Origin of the sequence: Chryseobacterium lactis, from assembly GCF_003815875.1 — a bacterium.
GTDB lineage: Bacteria > Bacteroidota > Bacteroidia > Flavobacteriales > Weeksellaceae > Chryseobacterium > Chryseobacterium lactis.
Window position 1 is genome coordinate 3,844,566 of sequence record NZ_CP033924.1, and the last position, 20,580, is coordinate 3,865,145.

23 protein-coding genes are annotated in these 20,580 nt (G+C 36.0%); 20 read left to right on the forward strand and 3 right to left on the reverse strand.

Annotation, left to right across the window (positions count from 1 at the left end; all coding sequences use genetic code 11):
* Positions 1-400: 400 nt before the first annotated feature.
* Positions 401-1,084, reverse strand: a complete 684-nt coding sequence (locus tag EG342_RS17040; protein ID WP_103292602.1) for a hypothetical protein — start codon at positions 1,082-1,084, stop codon at positions 401-403.
* A gap of 390 nt (positions 1,085-1,474) precedes the next feature.
* Here EG342_RS17040 and EG342_RS17045 point away from each other — a divergent pair, with 390 nt between their 5' ends.
* On the forward strand, positions 1,475-1,852 hold the full coding sequence (locus EG342_RS17045) for a hypothetical protein (RefSeq protein WP_103292601.1): 378 nt from the start codon (positions 1,475-1,477) through the stop codon (positions 1,850-1,852).
* A 33-nt stretch (positions 1,853-1,885) separates the two neighbouring features.
* On the opposite strand, the gene EG342_RS17050 is transcribed toward EG342_RS17045, so the two are convergent.
* The gene (locus EG342_RS17050) at positions 1,886-2,518 is read right to left on the reverse strand and encodes a hypothetical protein (RefSeq protein WP_103292600.1); all 633 of its coding nucleotides are present in this window, start codon (positions 2,516-2,518) and stop codon (positions 1,886-1,888) included.
* A 146-nt stretch (positions 2,519-2,664) separates the two neighbouring features.
* On the opposite strand from EG342_RS17050, the gene EG342_RS17055 reads away from it, so the two are divergent.
* The 3 genes from EG342_RS17055 to EG342_RS17065 all read left to right on the forward strand — a co-directional run bounded on the left by EG342_RS17055 (position 2,665) and on the right by EG342_RS17065 (position 4,057).
* The gene (locus EG342_RS17055; protein ID WP_394338007.1) at positions 2,665-3,243 is read left to right on the forward strand and encodes a C40 family peptidase; all 579 of its coding nucleotides are present in this window, start codon (positions 2,665-2,667) and stop codon (positions 3,241-3,243) included.
* A 9-nt stretch (positions 3,244-3,252) separates the two neighbouring features.
* Positions 3,253-3,579 (forward strand): LytR/AlgR family response regulator transcription factor, encoded by a 327-nt coding sequence (locus EG342_RS17060; RefSeq protein WP_103292599.1) that lies wholly within the window; start codon positions 3,253-3,255, stop codon positions 3,577-3,579.
* A gap of 109 nt (positions 3,580-3,688) precedes the next feature.
* The gene (locus EG342_RS17065; protein WP_103292598.1) at positions 3,689-4,057 is read left to right on the forward strand and encodes a DUF2255 family protein; all 369 of its coding nucleotides are present in this window, start codon (positions 3,689-3,691) and stop codon (positions 4,055-4,057) included.
* Positions 4,058-4,276: 219 nt separating this feature from the next.
* Here EG342_RS17065 and EG342_RS17070 read toward each other — a convergent pair whose 3' ends face one another.
* Entirely contained in the window at positions 4,277-5,464 is a 1,188-nt protein-coding gene (locus EG342_RS17070; RefSeq protein ID WP_103292597.1) for an MFS transporter, read from the reverse strand.
* Positions 5,465-5,552: 88 nt separating this feature from the next.
* On the opposite strand from EG342_RS17070, the gene EG342_RS17075 reads away from it, so the two are divergent.
* The 16 genes from EG342_RS17075 to EG342_RS17150 all read left to right on the forward strand — a co-directional run bounded on the left by EG342_RS17075 (position 5,553) and on the right by EG342_RS17150 (position 20,562).
* Complete coding sequence (locus EG342_RS17075) at positions 5,553-6,401, forward strand: AraC family transcriptional regulator (protein ID WP_185126907.1); 849 nt, start codon at positions 5,553-5,555, stop codon at positions 6,399-6,401.
* A gap of 137 nt (positions 6,402-6,538) precedes the next feature.
* A complete protein-coding gene (locus EG342_RS17080) occupies positions 6,539-7,150 on the forward strand; it encodes a methyltransferase family protein (RefSeq protein ID WP_246008645.1) in 612 nt (203 codons plus the stop codon).
* Between the two features lie 83 nt (positions 7,151-7,233).
* Positions 7,234-8,046, forward strand: a complete 813-nt coding sequence (locus EG342_RS17085; RefSeq protein WP_103292595.1) for a 2,3,4,5-tetrahydropyridine-2,6-dicarboxylate N-succinyltransferase — start codon at positions 7,234-7,236, stop codon at positions 8,044-8,046.
* A gap of 29 nt (positions 8,047-8,075) precedes the next feature.
* A complete protein-coding gene (locus EG342_RS17090) occupies positions 8,076-9,245 on the forward strand; it encodes a glycosyltransferase family 87 protein (RefSeq protein ID WP_103292594.1) in 1,170 nt (389 codons plus the stop codon).
* A gap of 3 nt (positions 9,246-9,248) precedes the next feature.
* Positions 9,249-10,178 (forward strand): glycosyltransferase family 2 protein, encoded by a 930-nt coding sequence (locus EG342_RS17095; protein WP_103292593.1) that lies wholly within the window; start codon positions 9,249-9,251, stop codon positions 10,176-10,178.
* Positions 10,179-10,955 carry a polysaccharide deacetylase family protein gene (locus tag EG342_RS17100; RefSeq protein ID WP_103292592.1) on the forward strand — a complete coding sequence of 259 codons (777 nt, stop codon included), beginning with the start codon at positions 10,179-10,181 and terminating at the stop codon, positions 10,953-10,955.
* Positions 10,952-12,049, forward strand: coding sequence for a glycosyltransferase family 4 protein (locus EG342_RS17105; protein ID WP_103292591.1), 1,098 nt, complete (start codon positions 10,952-10,954; stop codon positions 12,047-12,049). The genes EG342_RS17100 and EG342_RS17105 overlap by 4 nt, the downstream gene beginning before the upstream one ends.
* A gap of 247 nt (positions 12,050-12,296) precedes the next feature.
* Entirely contained in the window at positions 12,297-13,154 is an 858-nt protein-coding gene (hisG, locus tag EG342_RS17110; protein WP_103292590.1) for an ATP phosphoribosyltransferase, read from the forward strand.
* A gap of 131 nt (positions 13,155-13,285) precedes the next feature.
* Complete coding sequence (gene hisD / locus EG342_RS17115) at positions 13,286-14,569, forward strand: histidinol dehydrogenase (RefSeq protein ID WP_103292589.1); 1,284 nt, start codon at positions 13,286-13,288, stop codon at positions 14,567-14,569.
* A 303-nt stretch (positions 14,570-14,872) separates the two neighbouring features.
* Positions 14,873-15,910, forward strand: coding sequence for a histidinol-phosphate transaminase (hisC, locus tag EG342_RS17120; RefSeq protein WP_246008646.1), 1,038 nt, complete (start codon positions 14,873-14,875; stop codon positions 15,908-15,910).
* A gap of 7 nt (positions 15,911-15,917) precedes the next feature.
* A complete protein-coding gene (gene hisB, locus EG342_RS17125; RefSeq protein ID WP_103292588.1) occupies positions 15,918-17,012 on the forward strand; it encodes a bifunctional histidinol-phosphatase/imidazoleglycerol-phosphate dehydratase HisB in 1,095 nt (364 codons plus the stop codon).
* A 199-nt stretch (positions 17,013-17,211) separates the two neighbouring features.
* Positions 17,212-17,790 carry an imidazole glycerol phosphate synthase subunit HisH gene (gene hisH / locus EG342_RS17130; RefSeq protein ID WP_103292587.1) on the forward strand — a complete coding sequence of 193 codons (579 nt, stop codon included), beginning with the start codon at positions 17,212-17,214 and terminating at the stop codon, positions 17,788-17,790.
* A 42-nt stretch (positions 17,791-17,832) separates the two neighbouring features.
* On the forward strand, positions 17,833-18,555 hold the full coding sequence (gene hisA, locus EG342_RS17135) for a 1-(5-phosphoribosyl)-5-[(5-phosphoribosylamino)methylideneamino]imidazole-4-carboxamide isomerase (protein ID WP_103292586.1): 723 nt from the start codon (positions 17,833-17,835) through the stop codon (positions 18,553-18,555).
* Entirely contained in the window at positions 18,548-19,300 is a 753-nt protein-coding gene (gene hisF / locus EG342_RS17140) for an imidazole glycerol phosphate synthase subunit HisF (RefSeq protein ID WP_103292585.1), read from the forward strand. The genes hisA and hisF overlap by 8 nt, the downstream gene beginning before the upstream one ends.
* A complete protein-coding gene (hisIE, locus tag EG342_RS17145; protein ID WP_103292584.1) occupies positions 19,297-19,884 on the forward strand; it encodes a bifunctional phosphoribosyl-AMP cyclohydrolase/phosphoribosyl-ATP diphosphatase HisIE in 588 nt (195 codons plus the stop codon). The genes hisF and hisIE overlap by 4 nt, the downstream gene beginning before the upstream one ends.
* Positions 19,885-20,091: 207 nt before the next feature.
* The gene (locus tag EG342_RS17150; protein ID WP_246008647.1) at positions 20,092-20,562 is read left to right on the forward strand and encodes a T9SS type A sorting domain-containing protein; all 471 of its coding nucleotides are present in this window, start codon (positions 20,092-20,094) and stop codon (positions 20,560-20,562) included.
* The last annotated feature ends 18 nt before the right edge of the window (positions 20,563-20,580 follow it).

Here is a 20,580-nt window from a genome sequence, read left to right on the forward strand (position 1 = left end):
CTTAAATACATTTTAAAATTCAAATAAATCCGGCAGAAAAATACCGTTGACCACTTCTGCCGGTAAAAATAGAATTTATTAAAATCTGGCAGTTGCACTAAATACCATGCCGGGTATTAAAGACTGTCGAAGAATTCTATAGCAAAATTAGATGACTCAATCGATATGGGTATTATCCATATTATCCAACAACTTGTTGATTTAATAAAATGCCCAATATGACCACGCTCATAAAACCTCCTGCTAATCTTTCCTACTTTTATTCAAAGTTTTTCATTTAACCCAATAGTTTTTAGCCTCCTCCCGGGGGCTTTTCATTTGATAGCAAGTCTTTTACAATAAAAAAACAGCTGCAATATGAATTGCAGCCGTCTGTAATTAAAATCAAATATTTGGAGAATTATAAACTTTTTGAACGTGCCACCCCAATAAGATAGACAAGATGAGCAAACATACTTCGCTTCACCGATTCTACTTTAATTGTTCCTGTCGTTTGATTGATGGTGGTCACAATATCCGTATTACACTGTCCTGAAAATGATCCGCTTCCCAGATAATTCGCCATATTGGCCGTAGGATAGGAGATTCTCGGGTAATCCGGGGGAAGTTGGTTGGCTACCGGTGCCGTTCCGAAAAATCCTTTATCATCAACATAACGGGCTGTCCAGGTTCCTAGAAATTGTCCGTTTCCGGTATTAATGCCTTGTCCGACAATAATCTGAGTGTCCACAGCATTGGTGAATCCTGCACATGAGCTGTAGTGATTTAAAGTAACAGTGCACGAGGAAGCATTATCTGCAGGCTGGAAACATTGTCCTTCATAAATGGTTGATCTTTGTTCTGCAGGTGAAGTAGAAGTATTCAATACCGCTTTTGGTGAAAAAATTTCTTCCGGTGAGATAAGGGTTAAAACGCCCTGAGCGTCGGCTGATACAATTTTTCTATCAGGATTGGCTAGTGGTCTTACACGTACTGATCCGTTAACGTCCAGTGTATTGGTAGGAGAGGTGGTGTTAATTCCTATTTGAGCGCTTGCACAACTACAAAAAGTAAGCACTGCCAAAAAAGAAGTCTTTGTTTTCATGTTATTAAATTGAGTGTGTTTGAATTTGTCACTAAGGTAAGAAATATCTTTGATTTGGTATAAAAATTCGTGTTAAATGTGATGTATAGGATGATTGAAAGCTTATTTTGTTTATTACAGAAAATTTTTAACATATCCTTGAAGTGCTAATTCAAAATTTCTTGATCTTGAATTTGTTTGAAAAATATTTGTATTTTAGCCGGAATATGTTGTTTTTTAATAAACATATTACCTGCTGATTAAAATTCAGATAATTTGAATGAAAAAATTAGTAGATTTGCACGGAACAAAAAATAATAAATATTAAACACTATTTCTCATTGCAGGGCTTTTCAGGAACGAATGCAAACGGAGAATAACAGGATTTTAGGTTATTAAACTACTGAAACTATGAAGAAACTATTTTTACTTTTATTAACAGCATTTTTATTTATCGGTTGCAGCTCTGACGATGAAACCATTTACGATTACGTAGGAACATGGTCAGGTACTTTTGAAGGAGGTGATAATGGTGTTTGGAACATTGTAGTAGACAATACAGGTAAGGTGACAGGAACAATGCATTCTAATACTACTACTGATAATTATAGTATTTCCGGTAGTTTAAGTAATTCAGGAGATTTGAACGGAACTGTAGGTCTTCCTGCAAAAGGAGAGTTCAAAGGAAAACTGAATATAGATAAAACAAATAAAAAAGGAAACGGAAGCTGGTCAAATTCACTTCCAACTCCCGCACAGTACGGAACCTGGAAAGGAGAAAAGAAATAAAATAAAAAGTCTGCAACGCGCAGACTTTTTTGTTTATACAAATCCCATGTGGATAATCTCATTCTTTTTCTTCAGTGCTATAAAATAAAGGACAAAATCTTCTTTATTAAATTGCTCTTTAAAACTTGCTTCTTTTTCAGATAATGAAACTGTTTCTTCAATATATTCAGCAGTATAATTTTGAGAATCCAGTTTCATGGTTACAATGATTGCTTCATCTGCTTTATTATTTCCACTTGTGTAAAGATTCTGTTCTTTAATCTGTACGGCTGATGCCAAATTTTTCTTTTCTCCAAAACAGAATTCTTTCAAAAGTTTCTTCCCTTCATCTGTTTTCAACCCATTCTCAACAGTTCGTTGCCCCCGGCTGGAAACCGTATCAAAATCCTTTATTTCAGTCATCAATCTTGCAAACTTCTGGTAGAGGAGGAGATCACCTGATTCTTTAATATAGGATTCCAGACAACCTCTTATCATTTTTCCCGTCTTTGAACAGTGCCCGAATTCCGAACTGTTCTGCCTTACTTTTTCATAAGACGGATTTTTGTTAAAAGCCTTTTTATTAAACCCGCTTTTCTTCCGAACCACATTTTTACCGTTCAGATTATAAAAAACAAGGTCGCCTACAGCTCCTGTAATCTTGATTAAACTTTCATATGTTGCCATGTCGCAAAATTGAACTCAAATATAGCAATAAATATATGAATTAAAAATTTTAACATATATTTATCATATAGTTGTAGTATAGTTATATTATAATTAAAATATAAAATGTATATTTGTGTACCAATACTTAATTAAGTAAAAATCAGATGAATATGGTAACGGGATTATTTCAAAAAAAAATAAGCATAAAGCAGCTGTCTGTTTTACTGATTGCATCTGCTTTTGTAGTTTCCTGCGGGACATCGAAAAAAGTTTCTTCCTCAAAAAAATCGGGATCTAAAACGGTCGTTAAATCTGAAAATCTTAGAAAACTGGATTCCAGATTTGGAGGTAGTGTTTCAAGATCAATTAATGATGTTTTAAAAGATGCCGAGAAATACCTTGGAACTCCTTATAAATTCGGAGGAAATACCTCATCAGGGTTTGATTGTTCAGGATTTACGGTAAAAGTATTTGAAGAAAATGACTTCAACCTTCCCCGAAGATCTTCAGATCAGGCTGATGCCGGGAAAAATATTGATATTAAAGAGGTAAAACCCGGTGATTTATTATTTTTTGCGACAGCAGGAGGCAGCAGAGTGTCACACGTAGGAATCGTTCACGATATAGGTCCGGATGGAGAAGTGAAATTTATCCATGCTTCTACTTCAAAAGGGGTCATCATTTCATCTCTTAATGAAAAGTATTGGAACAAGGCTTATCTGCATGCACAAAGGGTTTTATAATTACTCTACATGAAAAATAGAACCTTCGCTTTTATTAAGACAGATAAAAAACTGATCAAAGTTTTCTATGATGAAGTTACTGTCATTAAAGGGCTGGGGAATTATGTAGAAGTTCATACGACCAACCATAAAAGATATATCTATTATAAGACACTCAAAGATCTGATCGAAAATCTTCCTGATGAATTCATGCGGGTTCATCATTCATACATTGTCAACTTAACTACTATTGATTCCTTTGAAGATAATCAGCTTATTTGCGGAGATTTAAAAATTACCGTAGCCAAAAGCTATAAAGAATGTCTTAATAATGCGCTGAGTAAAATGATGCTTTAAAAGCAAACCGAATCAATAAACTAATCATATACATCATATTTACTGAATACTACATAAAAAAGTTTTTACGCACTGTTTCTTATCATAATTTCGCAGAAAACTTTTATTTATGAATACAGATGAAGTCCTGGATTTTATTAAAAATAATAACCTTATGGGAATCAAAGCCGGGTCAGAAAGAACTGATTTCTTGGAAATATGGATGGTAGCCGTTCAGAACAGAATTTTTGCCCGTTCGTGGGGGCTTGCAAAAAGAAGCTGGTACACTGCTTTCCTGGAGTGCGCGGAAGGACAGATTAAATGTGGTGATAGAATATATAATATAACAGCTGCCATTCCTAAGGATCTGAACGAGCTTACAGAAGAGATAAATCATGCTTATCTTGCAAAGTATAATTTTGGAAAAAACAGTAAATATGCACTAGGAATCACTGAAGAAAGACATATTGAAAAAACAATGGAGTTTATTCTTTTGTAAATGATCTTTAACAATAAATATCAATAGAGATGGGCTTTAGTCCGTCCAATAATAAAAGATTTTCCACTGGCTTTAGCCGAAATTTAATAAAAGAAGATGGGTTTTATCACAATTTACATTGTGGCTTCTTCTAAAAAAAATCTATAAAACATAAAAAGCAACCCTTCATTTAAGATGGGTTGCTTTCTTTTTAAAGTATAATTTCAATATATTAATGAATTAGGTTTGCTTACAAGCTGTTGTTGCAAATTCATTATGTTCTTCTTTTTCATTTTCTGTTGCATTTTTCGGGAAAGAAAAGAAACTCAGAACGAAGGTGATGATAAGAAGTAAGACACTGACTGAAAGAATATAATGAACTCCATAATAGGAACTCACGATTCCTCCAAGAAATGCTCCCAACGAAATTCCAATATTAAAAGATGATGTGAGTAAGCTATTCACAAATTCAAGGGCATGATGAGGAACAGATTGTGTGGTACGGATATTTGAAACCAAAAAGCCACCGGTGTGAATCATTCCCCAAAAAGAAACGATAAAGACCATCGCAATAAAAATACCCCCCAGAAAATAAGCTGAAATTTGTACGGCAATTAATAAGATTAAAAATAACCTTGTCGTCAGTTGCACATTTTTATGTAAAGCTATTCCCATGAGCCAGTTGCCTAGAGTTCCCATACCACCGAAAAGAAGAAGCATAATGCTGATCTCTGCACCATTCATTCTGGTAATTTCTTCAAGATAGGCGGTAAGATAGGTGTAACTGGAAAACATGGCCGCCAATGTAAAAATCGTTGAGATCAGATTCATCCATAAAAGAGGTTCCTTCATTACGGCAAATTGATTCTGTCCGGATTCTTCTTTTTTTCCAGGCAGGGAAGGAATAAAAAGCAATAAGCCAATAAATGCAATGAGACTGATTGCACTGCTAAGGAAGAATGAAGCTTTCCAGTCATGGAAAAGATCTGCTGCATACGTTGTCATCGGAATACCAAGCACAGTAGCCAGACTTAGCCCCAACATGACAGTGGACACTCCTTTTGCTCCCTTTTCCTTGAAGGCAATCGCAATGGAGATGTTCCAAAAAAGAGGATGTAATATAGCTGGCAATATTCGGGCAATCATCAGCATAGTAAAATTGGTGGAAAATGCAGATATCAGATTTGAAAGTACAAATATGCTCATGACAAGACACAGTAAAAACTTACGGTTTACCTTGGTCGTGAATGAAGTAATAAACGGGGAAGAAACAGCAACGGTTATGGCAAAAGCACTCAGTAACCAGCCTGCCGTATCTATTGATACTCCGAATTGCCGGCTGATGGTAGGCAGAATACCCACCACTCCGAATTCTGTAGTAATAATACCAAAAGCTCCCAGGGCGAGAACATAGATTGATCTTTTCATTGATTTAAAAAATTTTGATGTAGCAAATTTGGACAGAAAAAATGTAAAAAATCAGTATAATTTAATGATAAATAAGTAATTTTACCGTATGAAAAGAGAGAACATCGATCAATTGGTAAAAGTTGAATATCATCAGGCTGAAAACTGTCCCTTAAAAGACATTCAGTTTTCCTTTTTTCAGATTGTATATGTTATTTCCGGAAAAGGATCTTTTATCATCAACAACAATATCGCTTCCTTCACTAAAGGCAGTCTGATACTCATGACACCGGATGATCAGCACTCTTTGAATATTGAAGAAAAAACAGAACTTTTACTCGTAAAGTTCAGTGAACGTTATATAAAAGATTACAGGTGGAATAGTATTGATTCAATAGGATGTCTGCTTTACGGAGCTTCTTATCTTTCAGGATGTATCCTGCAGAATAAACCCGATATTGTTTTGGTGGATTCAATTATTGCTTCACTTCTTCACGGTATTGATCATCCTGATCTTTATCAGGAAGAATTGACACTGCATTATGTGAATGCATTGATTGTAATTGCTGCGAGGAATATTTCAAAGATGCGGGCCGAGAATATAAGCTCCAATAGTGATAAAAGAATAGTAGAAATTATCAATTACATCCAGGGCAATATTCACGATCCGGCACTTCTGAAAGTCTCCGTTATCTCACAGAAATTTGGACTTTCTGAAACCTATCTTGGCAGCTATTTTAAAAACCACTCCGGAGAAACGATTACCCATTATATTTTGAATTATAAATTGAGATTGATTGAGCACCGCCTCCTTTTCAGCGATATGAGGATCAATGAGATTGTTACGGAATTTGGATTTTCAGATGAAAGCCATCTCAATAAATTTTTTAAAAAACAACATAAAATAAGCCTTACAGAATTTAAGAAAACCAAAAGTGCAGAAAAATCAATCGTTTAGGTCAAAGATTGTACTATAGATCAGATACTATATTCAATAGGGGTGGGCTTTAGCCCATCCAATATTTAATATCCAGCCACAAAACGCAATAACATTGCACCCGAAAATCTTTGAAATTTGTCAAAAAACTATACATTATGACAGACTTTATCAGATTTTTTATTCCTTCTTATTTCCTGTTATTTCTTTTAATTGCCTTTCTGGGGATCAGCCTCAAAGTTGCTCGAGACATCGGGAAAAATCCAAGTGTTTTCCCAAAAGATGATTCAGCTTATGCTTTTATTGGCAGATATTTTAAACGTACTCTTTTGATGCTGTTTATTTATACCATTTTAATTGCATGGATTCCTGATCAGATAAGACAGAGCTTTACCATTAATTTTCTGGATGTTCCCGGTTTGCGATATGTGGGAATTACTTTAATGATATTGGCATTAATATGGACGATTACCGCTCAATTACAGATGAAGGACTCATGGCGTATTGGAATTGATCATGAAATGAAAACGACACTTGTTACCCGGGGATTATTCAAATTTTCAAGAAACCCGATATTTTTGGGAATGACAGTCAGTCTTCTGGGTTTTTTGCTCCTTTTTCCTACTTTGATAGCCTTCCTATTTTTACTTGTAGCAAGTATTCTGATGCAGATTCAAATAAGGCTGGAGGAAGAATATTTACTTCAGCAGCACGGAGAAATCTATGAGGGCTATAAAAAGAGGGTTAGGCGTATGCTAAGTCTTTATTAAAAGCAACGTGTTAAAACCTGTTTTGCTGAACTTTTTTGTATCTTTGGCCGGTATAATTTTTCAAACTAATTTAAATAAGAAACATGTCGTTACAACAAACTATTGAAAACATTTGGGATAATAGAGAACTATTACAAAATGAAGACAGCAAGAAAGCGATAAGAGAGGTAATTTCTTTACTTGATTCCGGAGAACTTCGTGTAGCGGAACCTACAGAAAACGGATGGCAGGTAAACGAATGGGTGAAGAAAGCAGTAGTAATGTATTTCCCAATCCAGAAGATGGAAACTATTGAAGTAGGTCCGTTTGAATTTCATGACAAAATTCCTTTAAAGAAAAATTATGCGGAAAAAGGTGTAAGAGTAGTTCCTCACGCCATTGCAAGAGAAGGTTCTTACGTGGCTTCAGGAGTAATTTTGATGCCGTCTTACGTAAACATCGGGGCATATGTAGACTCCGGAACAATGGTAGATACTTGGGCAACGGTGGGAAGCTGTGCACAAATCGGTAAAAACGTTCACCTAAGCGGTGGTGTAGGAATCGGAGGTGTATTAGAACCATTACAAGCTGCTCCGGTAATCATCGAAGACGACTGTTTCATCGGTTCAAGATGCATCGTTGTAGAAGGTGTTCACGTAGAAAAAGAAGCTGTATTGGGAGCTAATGTGGTATTGACTGCCTCTACAAAAATTATTGATGTAACAGGAAGCGAGCCTATCGAAATCAAAGGAAGAGTTCCTGCCCGTTCCGTGGTAATTCCGGGAAGCTATACAAAACAATATCCGGCAGGTGAGTACCAGGTTCCATGTGCATTGATCATTGGTCAGAGAAAAGAATCTACAGATAAAAAAACATCTCTGAATGATGCATTAAGAGATAATAATGTAGCTGTTTAAGATTAATTTTAAACTAATACCGCACAATTTTGAAAGAAAAATTTCTTAAAATACTATTAAACCCTAAATATATATTTGGGGTTTATCTTATTGTAGCCATTGCTACTGCGCTGTCTAAATTCTCCAGAGGATATCAGGCTATTAACAATTATCTGATTTTCAAAGGGGTATTTTTCAATACTCTTGATCAGAAAAATCTGTATTTGCAGTACCCTGAGCAATATTCCGATATGAATCATTATGGCATTTTCTTCAGTTTACTGATTGCTCCATTTGCGGTAATGCCGGACTGGTTGGGAATTTCTCTGTGGAATGTCGCGAATACCGGAATTTTCCTGTATGCGATTCACAAACTTCCGTTTTCAGATCCGAAAAAAGCATTGTTTGCCTTATTATGTTTGCAGGAATATATTACCGCAGCGGTAAGTTTGCAGTTTAATGTTGCTTTGGTAGGACTTCTGATGCTGTCGGCAACCTATATTTATGAAAGAAAAGAAGTGCAATCTGCAACGGCGATTGTCGTTGGTATTTTTGTAAAACTATACGGAATCGTTGGGCTTTCACAGTTTTTCTTTATTAAAAATAAAATAAAGTTTATTCTGGCAGGAATTGTAGTTGGAGTGCTATGTTTGTGTATTCCAATGATTTATTCCAGTCCACAATTTGTGATCCAGAGTTATGCAGACTGGGCAACATCTTTGATTTCAAAAAATAATGATAATCAGGTTCTGGGAAATATGCAGGACATTTCTTTAATGGGATTTGTAAGAAGGATTTTAGGAGATGCTTCCATTTCTAACCTTACATTTTTAGCCTTTGGAGTTCCTTTATTTGCTTTACCTTATATCAGAATAAAGCAGTATAAGAACTATGCCTATCAATTGATGATTCTGGCTTCTACATTGCTTTTTTTGGTATTGTTTAGCTCAGGTTCAGAATCGCCGACCTATATTATCGCCGTAGCAGGAGTGATGATCTGGTTTACCCTTCAAAAAGAAAAAACACCTTTGATAATAGGATTATTGGTTTTTGTTATCATCCTTACCTGTTTTTCTCCTTCAGATTTATTCCCGAAATTTATCAAACAAAATTATATCATTAAATATTCCCTGAAAGCCGTACCTTGTATTATCGTTTGGTTAAGAGTGATTTATGAATTACTTACAAAGGATTTTGAAAAAGATTACACTTTAAATTAATGTATGAAGAAAGTTTCTATAGTCATTCCTGCTCATAACGAGGAAGGTAACGTGGCCTTGGTTCATGAAAAAATTAAAGAAGTTTTTTTAGGATTAAGGAATTACAATTTTGAAATCATCTTTGTCAACGACGGGAGCAGAGACAATACCCAGCAAATGTTGGAAGAATTGTCTCAAAAACATGAAGAGGTAAAATTTATTGAGTTTTCACGAAATTTCGGCCACCAACCGGCAGTAAAAGCAGGAATGGATCATGCATTCGGGAACGCAGTCATTTCAATGGATGGCGATCTCCAGCATCCTCCGGAACTTATTCCTGAAATGATTAAAAAATGGGAAGAAGGCTATGACATAGTGTACACGGTAAGAACATATCCCAAGCAGATTTCTTATTTTAAAAGGAAAACCTCGGATGTATTTTACAAGCTTTTGTCCAGCCTTTCCGATGTGAATCTTACCAAAGGAGGCGGATCGGATTTCCGCTTGATGGATGCCAATGCTGTTCAGGCGATGAGAGATTTTAAAGAAGACGATTTATTCTTACGAGGTCTTACCAGCTGGATGGGGTATAAACAAACCGGAATTGATTTTATTGCAGGAGAAAGAATGACCGGTGAGAGCAGTTACAATCTTAAAAAAATGCTCAAGTTTGCTTTTACCGGAATTACTGCTTTCAGTGTAAAGCCTCTTTATTTAGCGGCTTATCTCGGCTTTTTATTCTCTCTTGTTTCAGTGATAGGATATGCCGGATATGTGATCTATGCCTTTGTAGCCCGTACAGAAATTTCAGGTTGGGCGTCTTTGATTATGACGATTGTGTTCTTCGGAGGACTTCAGTTGATTATCCTGGGGATCATAGGAATTTATTTAGGCAAAATCTTTAAACAGGTAAAAGAAAGGCCAAATTATATTATAAAAAACAAAAATTTTTAAATGGTTTTATTAAGTTTTGATATCGAGGAGTTTGACATGCCTTTAGAATATAAAGGAGAAATCTCTTTTGATAAACAAATCTCTATATCTCAGCATGGGCTTGAAAATATTTTAAATATTCTTAAAAAGCACGGAGCAAAAGCTACCTTTTTTTCTACAGTGGTTTTTGCAGAAAATAGCAAGCATCTTATTGAAAGGTTATTAAAAGAAGGGCACGAACTGGCTTCTCACACCTGGTTTCATTCAGAATTTGAAGATAAATACCTCAAAGAATCAAGAGAAAAACTGGAAGAATTATTTTCAACGAAAGTAACCGGATTAAGAATGCCGAGAATGATGCCCGTTGATGAAAAAGAAGTGGAGAAAGCAGGCTACTCTTACAACTCATCAATAAATCCTACGTTTTTACCTGGAAGATATAACAATCTTAAAGTGTCAAGAACGTATTTTAAAGAAGGAAATGTAATGCAGGTTCCCGCGTCGGTATCTCCAAATTTCAGAATCCCTCTCTTTTGGCTGAGTTTCCATAATTTTCCTTTGTCATTCTACAAAAAACTGACATCTGATACCTTAAAAAAGGACAAATATCTGAATGTCTACTTCCATCCATGGGAATTTGCAGAAATTAAAGACGAAGCATTCAAACTTCCCGGATTTACAGTGAAAAACTCAGGAAAAGATATGGTAGAAAGATTTGATACCTTTGTAGGGTGGCTTAAAGATAAAGGCCATACCTTTGGGACATTTCAGGAATTTCTAAAACAGGTACACGCATGAAGATTGCTTTTGACGCAAAACGTTTTTTCCACAATACGTCCGGATTGGGCAATTATTCACGAGATCTGGTAAGGATGCTTTCTCAGTTTGAACCGGATAATGAGTATATTTTATTAAACAAAAACAAATCTGAGCGGGGAAAGGAGATTCTGAACCGGCAGAATGTAAGTTTTGTAGAAACTTCAAAAGGAAAATTCTCCCGTCAGTTTAAAATGGGAAAAGACGCCCAGAAACTCGGAGCAGATATCTTCCATGGTTTATCCGGTGAGCTGCCTTTAAAATGGGATCAGAAACCCATTAAAAAAGTAGTGACCATTCATGATCTGATCTTTGTTCGTTATCCTGAATACTATTCATTTTTCGATAGGAAAATTCATTTCTGGAAATTTAAAAAGGCTGCTGAAATGTCTGACAAAATCATTGCCATTTCAGAACAGACCAAGAGAGATATTGTCCAGTTTTTAAAAGTTCCTGAAGCCAAAATAGAAGTGATTTACCAGGGCTGCCACAAAGCATTTAAAGAACAGCAGTCTCCCGAATTTACTCAGGCCACCCGTGATAAATTTATACTTCCCGAAAGGTTTATTCTGAATGTAGGAACCATTGAAGACAGGAAAAATCTGCTGAATATTGTCAGAGCCATCCAAGACACCAGTATACCGTTGGTTGTGGTAGGAAGAAAGACCAAATACTATCAGAAAGTTGCGGCGTTCCTGAAGAAAAATAAAATGGAAAAGCAGGTACTGTTTCTTGAAGGTGTTTCTATGGACGAGCTGGCTGTAATTTATAAACTGGCCGATATTTTTGTCTATCCAAGCTTCTTTGAGGGCTTTGGAATTCCGGTTATAGAAGCTCTTTTTTCCAAAACTGTTGTCATTACAAGCAATACCAGTTGCCTACCTGAAGCGGGAGGAAAAGACTCTGTCTATATCGATCCGAATAATGATGTTGATATCAGTGCCAAAATAAAATTTCTCTGGGAAAATGAATCCGAAAGGAAACGTCGTGAGGAAAAGGGTTTCGAGTTTGTTCAGAAGTTTAACGATGCAGCGATTGCCGAAGAATTGATTAATCTTTATCAAAAAATTATTTGAAAAAACTTTGCAGTTTAAAAATAAACCCTACATTTGTACCACAATTCAATACAATGAAACCAACTTTTTTAGCATTACATCATTATTATCATCATCTCTGTTAGGCGGAATTGATTGATATATGTGTATGCTAAAATCAAAAATAATTAAAACCGTCTGAGTAAAAGACGGTTTTTTTGTTTCCTGAATTCTCCTCAGAAATATTCAATAGATCAGTTTTTATTTACTCAGACTCAAAAAAGACAAAATGAGTAAATTAAAAATTGCGATTCAAAAAAGCGGCCGATTGTACGAGGAATCTTTACAGCTTCTTAAAGACTGTGGGATTTTTGTCAATAACGGAAAAGACCAGCTCAAAGTTTCAGTAGATAATTTTCCGATGGAAATTATGTATCTCCGGAATTCGGATATTCCACAATACCTTGAAGATGGGGTGGTGGATGTAGCCATTGTGGGTGAAAATCTCCTGGTGGAAAAGCAAAAGAATATTCAGATTATTCAAAAATTAGGTTTTTCAAAATGCCGGGTTTCGCTGGCTGTTCCTAAAGACATCGAAACTGATGATCTTACCTATTTTCAAGGCAAAAAAATTGCCACTTCTTACCCCAATACTCTTACTGCTTTTTTAGAAAAGAAAGGCATTGCGTCAGATATTCACGTCATTTCCGGTTCTGTGGAAATCGCTCCCAATATCGGTCTTGCAGACGGAATTTGTGATATTGTAAGCTCAGGAAGTACTTTATTCAAAAACGGGCTCAGAGAAACTGTTACCTTATTGAAGTCCGAGGCTGTTTTGGCTCAAAACCCTCAGTTGTTAGATGAAAAGGCTGCGGTTCTTGACAAGTTTTTATTCCGGATCAGAGCTGTTTTAAAGGCCAAAAATTCAAAATATATCCTGATGAATGTTCCTAATGAGAAAATTCAGAAGGTAGCAGACGTTCTTCCTGTATTGAAAAGCCCGACCGTTATACCACTGGCTGAAGAAGGTTGGAGCAGTATTCATTCGGTTATCGATGAAGAACGATTCTGGGATGTGATTGATGAACTGAAAGACAACGGAGCGCAGGATATACTCATCATTCCAATTGATAAAATGGTTATTTAATTTGAAAATCTCAGGTTTTCTTGCGCTTTAAAAAGGTAAACGAATCAAAAAACTTTGTGGCTTCGCATTTCTAAAAACATTAAAGCCATATAAATTAAAAACTTAATGATTAAAAAATTAAAAGTAATACAATGAGAATATACAGATATCCAACAAAAAACACATGGCCGGAGTTGGTACAACGTCCTGTTTTAGAACAAAAAGAAATTTCAGCGTTAATAGAAGGAATATTCGATGAAGTCAAAACAAATGGGGATAAGGCATTAATAGAATTTAATTTAAAATTTGATCAGGCAAAAACTGACACGGTAACAGTTACTGAAACTGAGATTAAAAATGCAGAAAACCTGATTTCTGAAGATTTGAAACAGGCTATTCAGGAAGCTAAAGAAAATATTTCAAAGTTTCATACTTCACAAAAACCTGAAATCCAGAAAATTGAAACTACAAAAGGGGTCGTGTGCTGGAGAGAAAACAGAGCGGTGGAGAAAGTAGGAATTTATATTCCCGGAGGTACGGCGCCTTTGTTTTCAACCGTACTGATGCTTGCTGTTCCCGCTAATTTAGCCGGATGCCAGGAAATTATCCTTTGCACACCGCCTGATAAAGAGGGAAATATAAACCCAGCCATTTTATATGCCGCAAAAATCTGTGGCGTTACAAAAATTTTTAAAACAGGAGGTGCACAAGCTATTGCTGCCATGACTCTGGGAACTGAAAGTGTTCCAAAAGTCTATAAAATCTTTGGCCCCGGAAATCAGTTTGTTGTAGCGGCAAAAGAATATGCACAACGTTATGGGGTGGCCATCGATATGCCGGCCGGTCCCAGTGAGGTGCTTGTTATTGCCGATGAGCTTTCGATTCCGGAGTTTTGTGCTGCAGATTTACTTTCCCAGGCAGAACACGGAGGTGATAGCCAGGTAATTTTTCTGACGACAGATCTTAAAGTATTCAATGAGACAATAAGTGCTATTGGATTGCAGGTTAAAGATTTACCAAGAAATGAATTGGCCAATAAATCGCTGGAAAACAGCTCGTTTATTTTAATGGACTCTATTGAGGAAGCGGTCGAATTCAGTAATCTATATGCTCCGGAACATTTGATTCTGGCGGTCGATAATTTTGATAAATATATTCCGATGGTTCAAAATGCAGGTTCGGTTTTCCTTGGAAATTATTCCTGTGAGAGTGCAGGAGATTATGCCAGCGGAACCAACCACACCCTTCCAACAAATGCTTATGCCAGGAATTATAGCGGGGTTTCTCTGGATAGCTTTGTGAAAAAAATAACATTTCAATATCTATCAAAAGAGGGATTACAGAATTTAGGAAAAACCATAGAGATAATGGCAGAAGCAGAAGGTCTTCTTGCCCACAAAAATGCAGTATCAATACGATTAAAATTGCAACCTTAGTTTTGTTGGTAACGCAAAGACGCAAGAAAATAAATGGGGAGCTGTTTTTAAGACGCAAAGATTTTATCAGAGATAAAATTGAATAGTATATTCGAAAGTATAAAGATTGAGATGATATCCTTGCTGAAAATCTTTGATTTTCTTGTGTCTTAAAAAATATCCATCATGTATAATAAATCTTTTCGCCCTTGCAATAATCCAACAATAATTTAAGATTTTTAACCATTAAGAAGGATGAAGATCTTAATGGTTGAAAAGATACATTGATGATTAATTATTTGATAATCAAAATTTTATTTTAAAATGAACAGTACTACAATGAAAAACAACAATATCAATTCTTTAGTAAGAGAAAATATTTTAAAACTACAACCATATATCAGTTTCAGGGACCATAATGAATTTAATGAACCCGTCTTTTTGGATGCAAATGAAAGCCCTTTCGGAGAATTCAACCGTTACCCTGATTCCACGCAGAAAAAGCTTAAAAATAAATTGGCTGATCTTAAAAACGTCTCACCTTCACAAATCGCCATCGGAAATGGAAGTGATGAACTGATTGACCTGATCATTAAGGTCTTTTGTGAGCCGAAGAAAGATGCTATTCTCATGATGAATCCTTCTTTTGCGATGTATGCATTTTATGCCACAATTAATGAAAATAAAGTCCTGAAACTAGATCTGGATGAGAATTTTGATATTGTTAAAGATGATTTTTTAAATATCATTCAGCAGCCTTTGAAAGTATTTTTTCTGTGTTCTCCTAATAATCCGACCGGAAATAGTACAGATGATATTGAGTTTTATCTTCAGAATTTCAATGGAATTGTGGTAGTAGATGAAGCTTACATCGAGTTTTCGGGCAAGAAATCAAGCCTGGAACTCCTTGACCAATATCCTAACCTTATTGTTCTTCAGACATTTTCAAAAGCATGGGGAGTTGCAGGAGCAAGGGTAGGTATTGCCTATGCTTCGGAAGAAATTATCAGCTTAATCAACACGGTGAAAGCACCTTATAATGTAAATTCATTAAGTCAGGAATTGATTCTGAATACAATTGAAGAAGAAAACAGGTTGACAAACAATGTAGAGAACATTTTAACAGAAAGAGCCTGGTTAGAGGAGCAGTTTGAAAATATCGGATGCATTTCAAAAGTATTTCCTACAGATGCCAACTTCTTTTTAATTAAAATGGAACAAGTGGAGCGAGTGTATGAAAAAATGCTGAAAGAGGAAATTTTAACCAGCAGAAGAGATCCAGCAATACCAGGATGTATTAGAATCAATATTGGAAACAGGCAAGAAAATGAAAAATTGATCAACCTTTTAAAAACAACATAAACCAAATATGAAAAAAGTATTATTTATAGATCGAGACGGAACGCTGATCATCGAGCCACCTACAGATTATCAGGTCGATTCATTGGAAAAACTGGAATTTTATCCCGGCGTTTTCAAGAACCTTTCAAAAATTGCCGGTGAGCTTGATTATGAACTGGTAATGGTAACCAATCAGGATGGGTTGGGAACTGAAAGTTTTCCTTTTGAAGACTTTATCAAACCTCAGGAAAAGATGTTAAAAGCTTTCGAAAATGAAGGAATTATATTCAATGATATTTTAATCGACAAGAGTTTTGAACATGAAAATTTTCCGACCAGAAAACCGGGAACGGGAATGCTTGCAAAGTATATGTATGGAAATTATGATCTGGAAAATTCATATGTAATTGGCGATCGAGATAGTGATGTGCAACTTGCTGTAAATTTGGGATGTAAATCTATTTATCTAAATAAAAACTTAAATGTAAAATCCAGCCTTTCCACGACCAGTTGGATGGACATTTATCAGTTTCTGAAATCAGGAATGAGAAAGGCAAAAGTGTATAGAAAGACTAATGAAACGGAAATAGACGTTGAAGTAAATATTGATGGAAACGGAAAATCAAACATTTCTACCGGACTTCATTTTTTTGACCACATGCTGGATCAGATTGCCCGACACGGTAATATGGATCTTAACATTAAAGTCAACGGAGATCTTTCCGTAGATGAGCATCATACGGTGGAAGATACGGCGATTGTGTTAGGTGAGGCTGTTTTAAAGGCTTTAGGACAGAAAAAAGGTATTGAAAGATATGGTTTTCTTCTTCCGATGGATGATTGCCTGGCTCAGGTGGCTATTGATTTTGGAGGCCGGCCGTGGCTGGTTTGGGATGTTGAATTTAAAAGAGAAAAAATAGGAGATGTTCCTACGGAAATGTTCTTTCACTTCTTTAAATCTTTTACCGATTCTTCAAAATCCAATCTCAATATCAAAGCAGAAGGTGACAATGAACACCACAAGATAGAATCTGTTTTTAAAGCTTTTGCAAAAGCGATTAAAATGGCAGTAAATCAATCAGATATCAACTATAAATTACCTTCCACGAAAGGAAGTTTATAAGTAAGTAGAACATGGGATTTAGTTTAAAATATACTTTAAATATTTAACCATTAAGAAATTTGAAGACTTTAAGATAAGCTAATGTTCATCAAAGATGGGTAAATATGCTTCTGAAACACAGGCTTCAGCCATAATCTTAACGATTTAAAAATAATTTTAAAATAAATCGACCCGTTCATTTACAATTAAAATAAGACTTATGATTGCAATAATAAAATATAACGGAGGTAATGTAAGCTCTGTACAGAACGCTTTAAACAGGTTAAATATCAGTTCGGTCATAACGGATGATCCAGAGCAGATTCTGAGGGCAGATAAGGTTATTTTTCCCGGCGTAGGTGAGGCCTCTTCAACAATGCAGCTCCTGAAGGAAAAAGGGTTGGATATCCTCATTCCAACATTAAAACAACCGGTTTTGGGAATATGCCTTGGAATGCAGCTGATGTGTAACGGGAATGAAGAAGGGAACACCAAAGGAATGGGAATTTTTGATATCAGCGTTAAAAGGTTTCCTCCCAGGGATCTTGTTCCTCATATGGGCTGGAATACTGTTTCAGAACAAGGTTTTTCTTTATTTACCGGAGTTGAAAAGGAGAGTGATGTTTATTTTGTTCACAGCTATTATTGTGAATTGTCAGACTTTACGACTTCGGTGTGTGATTATATTCTTCCGTTCAGTGCTTCCCTGCAGAAAGACAATTTTTATGCAGTACAGTTTCACCCTGAAAAATCCGGTGATATTGGAAGCAGGATTTTAAGCAATTTTATTCAATTATAGTGATGAAACGCCTTTCAATAAGGTAAATTAAAAAATATACAAATGAAAATTATTCCGGCTATTGATATTATCGACGGTAAGTGTGTACGCCTTTCAAAAGGAGATTACAACACAAAAAAGATATACAACGAAAACCCTGTTGAAGTAGCCAAAGAGTTTGAAAGCTTTGGTATTCAGTTTCTTCATGTGGTGGATCTGGATGGAGCGAAATCCAGGCATATTGTCAACCAGAAGGTATTGGAGAATATTGCCCGCTCTACTTCTTTACATATTGATTTCGGAGGAGGATTGAAAACCAGGGAGGATATAGAAACAGCTTTTAATTCCGGAGCTCAACAGATTACATTGGGAAGCATTGCTGTTCAGGATCCTGAATTCTGTTTGGGAATCCTTGAGCAATATGGTCCGGAAAAAATTATTCTGGGGGCAGATTGCGAAAACAGAAAGGTCAAAACCTCCGGCTGGCTGGAAGAAAGTGATCTTGATGTTGTTGATTTTATTTTTCAGTATAAGAAAAAAGGAATTCAGCAGGTGATCTGTACGGATATTGCTAAGGATGGAATGCTGCAGGGGCCTTCCACAGGACTGTATATTGAGATTTTATATAAGACTGCGGTTCAGTTGACGGCTAGTGGTGGTATTTCGGGCATCAAAGACGTGTATAAAATGAAAGATCTCGGTTGTACAGGGACAATTATCGGGAAAGCCATTTATGAAGGCAAAATAACCCTGGAACAGCTTAAAAATTTTATTGAAAATGCTTAAAAAAAGAATTATTCCATGTCTGGATATAAAAGACGGTTCAACGGTCAAGGGAATCAATTTTGAAGGATTACGAAATGCGGGTGATCCTGTAGAACTTGCGAAGAAATATGAAAGGGATGGTGCCGATGAGTTGGTCTTTCTTGATATTACGGCAACCATTGAAGAGAGAAAAACATTTGTTGAACTCGTGAAAAAAATTGCTCAGGAATTGAGTATTCCATTTACTGTAGGAGGCGGAATTTCTTCCGTTGAAGATGTAAGAAAGCTTTTGGAAGCAGGTGCAGATAAAATAAGTATTAATTCTTCGGCGGTTAAAAATCCAGAACTGATTTCTGATCTGGCTAAAGAATTCGGAAGTCAGTGTATTGTGGTTGCCATTGATACCCGATTTGTAAACGGATTGGATCTGGTGCATATTAAAGGAGGCCGGGAGGCCACTCAACTTACAACTGTTGAATGGGCAAGAGAGGCTGAAGTCCGGGGTGCGGGAGAAATTCTTTTAACTTCTATGGACGGTGACGGTACGAAAAATGGCTTTGATCTTCGGATTACAAAACTGGTTTCTGAAAACATCAGCATTCCTGTGATAGCTTCGGGAGGAGCAGGAACGGTAAATGACTTTGTTAAAGTATTTGATGAAACAAAAGCTACAGGGGCTTTGGCAGCCAGTATTTTCCATTTTAACGAAGTAGGAATACAGGATTTAAAACAACAATTAAAACAACAGAAAATTAAAGTACGATGAACATTGATTTTAATAAAGATAATGGGCTTGTTCCTGTAATTATTCAGGACGACAGAACACTTCAGGTGCTGATGCTAGGCTACATGAATCAAGAAGCTTTTGAGAAAACAAAGCAAGAGAAGGTTGTCACTTTTTACAGTCGATCCAAAAACAGATTGTGGACAAAAGGAGAGGAGTCCGGAAATTTCTTAACCGTAAAAAGTATCGATATCGATTGCGACCAGGATACGATTTTAATCAAAGCAACGCCTACAAATGTTGTTTGTCATACCGGAAGTTTCAGTTGTTTCGGTGAAAAAGATTCCAAAGGATTTTTATATGAGCTTGAAGAAAAAGTATCGCAGAGAATTGATAACAAGACGGAAGGATCCTATACCTATTCACTGTATCAGAAAGGAATTAACAAAATGGCCCAGAAGGTAGGAGAAGAGGCAGTAGAAGTGGTTATTGAAGCTAAAGATAATAATGCTGAACTTTTTAAAAATGAAGCTGCAGATCTGATGTACCATTTCCTTATTTTATTGAAAGCAAAAGGATTTTCATTACAGGATATAGAGGAAGTCCTTCGGGACAGAGATCGATAAACCCTTTGAATTATTTCAAAGGGTTTTTTGTTGATTTTGAGAGAATTGTAGTGCTGGATTTAGATAATTTAATAATATAAAAAGAACCAAAGGATAAAATTGTATTTAGAAATTAATATTGTAATGATCAATATTCATGAAACAACAGTGCGATATTGACTGATATCATTGGAAAGCATTAGCTTTTCAATTGAAAAAAACATTAATATGAAAAAACTCTGCATGAGTGCAATACTCGTTTGCACAACCGTGAGTGTGTCTGCTCAGGGAACAGAAATCTATTTTAAATACGACGAAGCTGGTAATCAACGCTACAGGGGACCCGATGTCAGTGCTAAACAAGTACCTGAAACTTCATCGGAAGCAAAATCCAAAACAACCTCTTTAGCCACATCTTCTATCATTGATGAGAAGGCATTCTGGAAACAGATACGCCTGTATCCTGTTCCGGTGAATGACTATTTAACTATTGACTGGACTGAGGAAGTAGATGGATTGATCGAATCCGTTTCTTTATACCAGCATAGTACAGTACACTGGAAATTCCAACAACAGAATTTACCCGATTTGAATAAGCAGTTGAAAATTAATATGACCGGTTATGACTGGGGTATATACATAATACGCTTTACTTTAAAGGACGGAAGGATTTTCTCTAAAAACATCACTAAAAGATAGTACGGCCATGAAATCTAA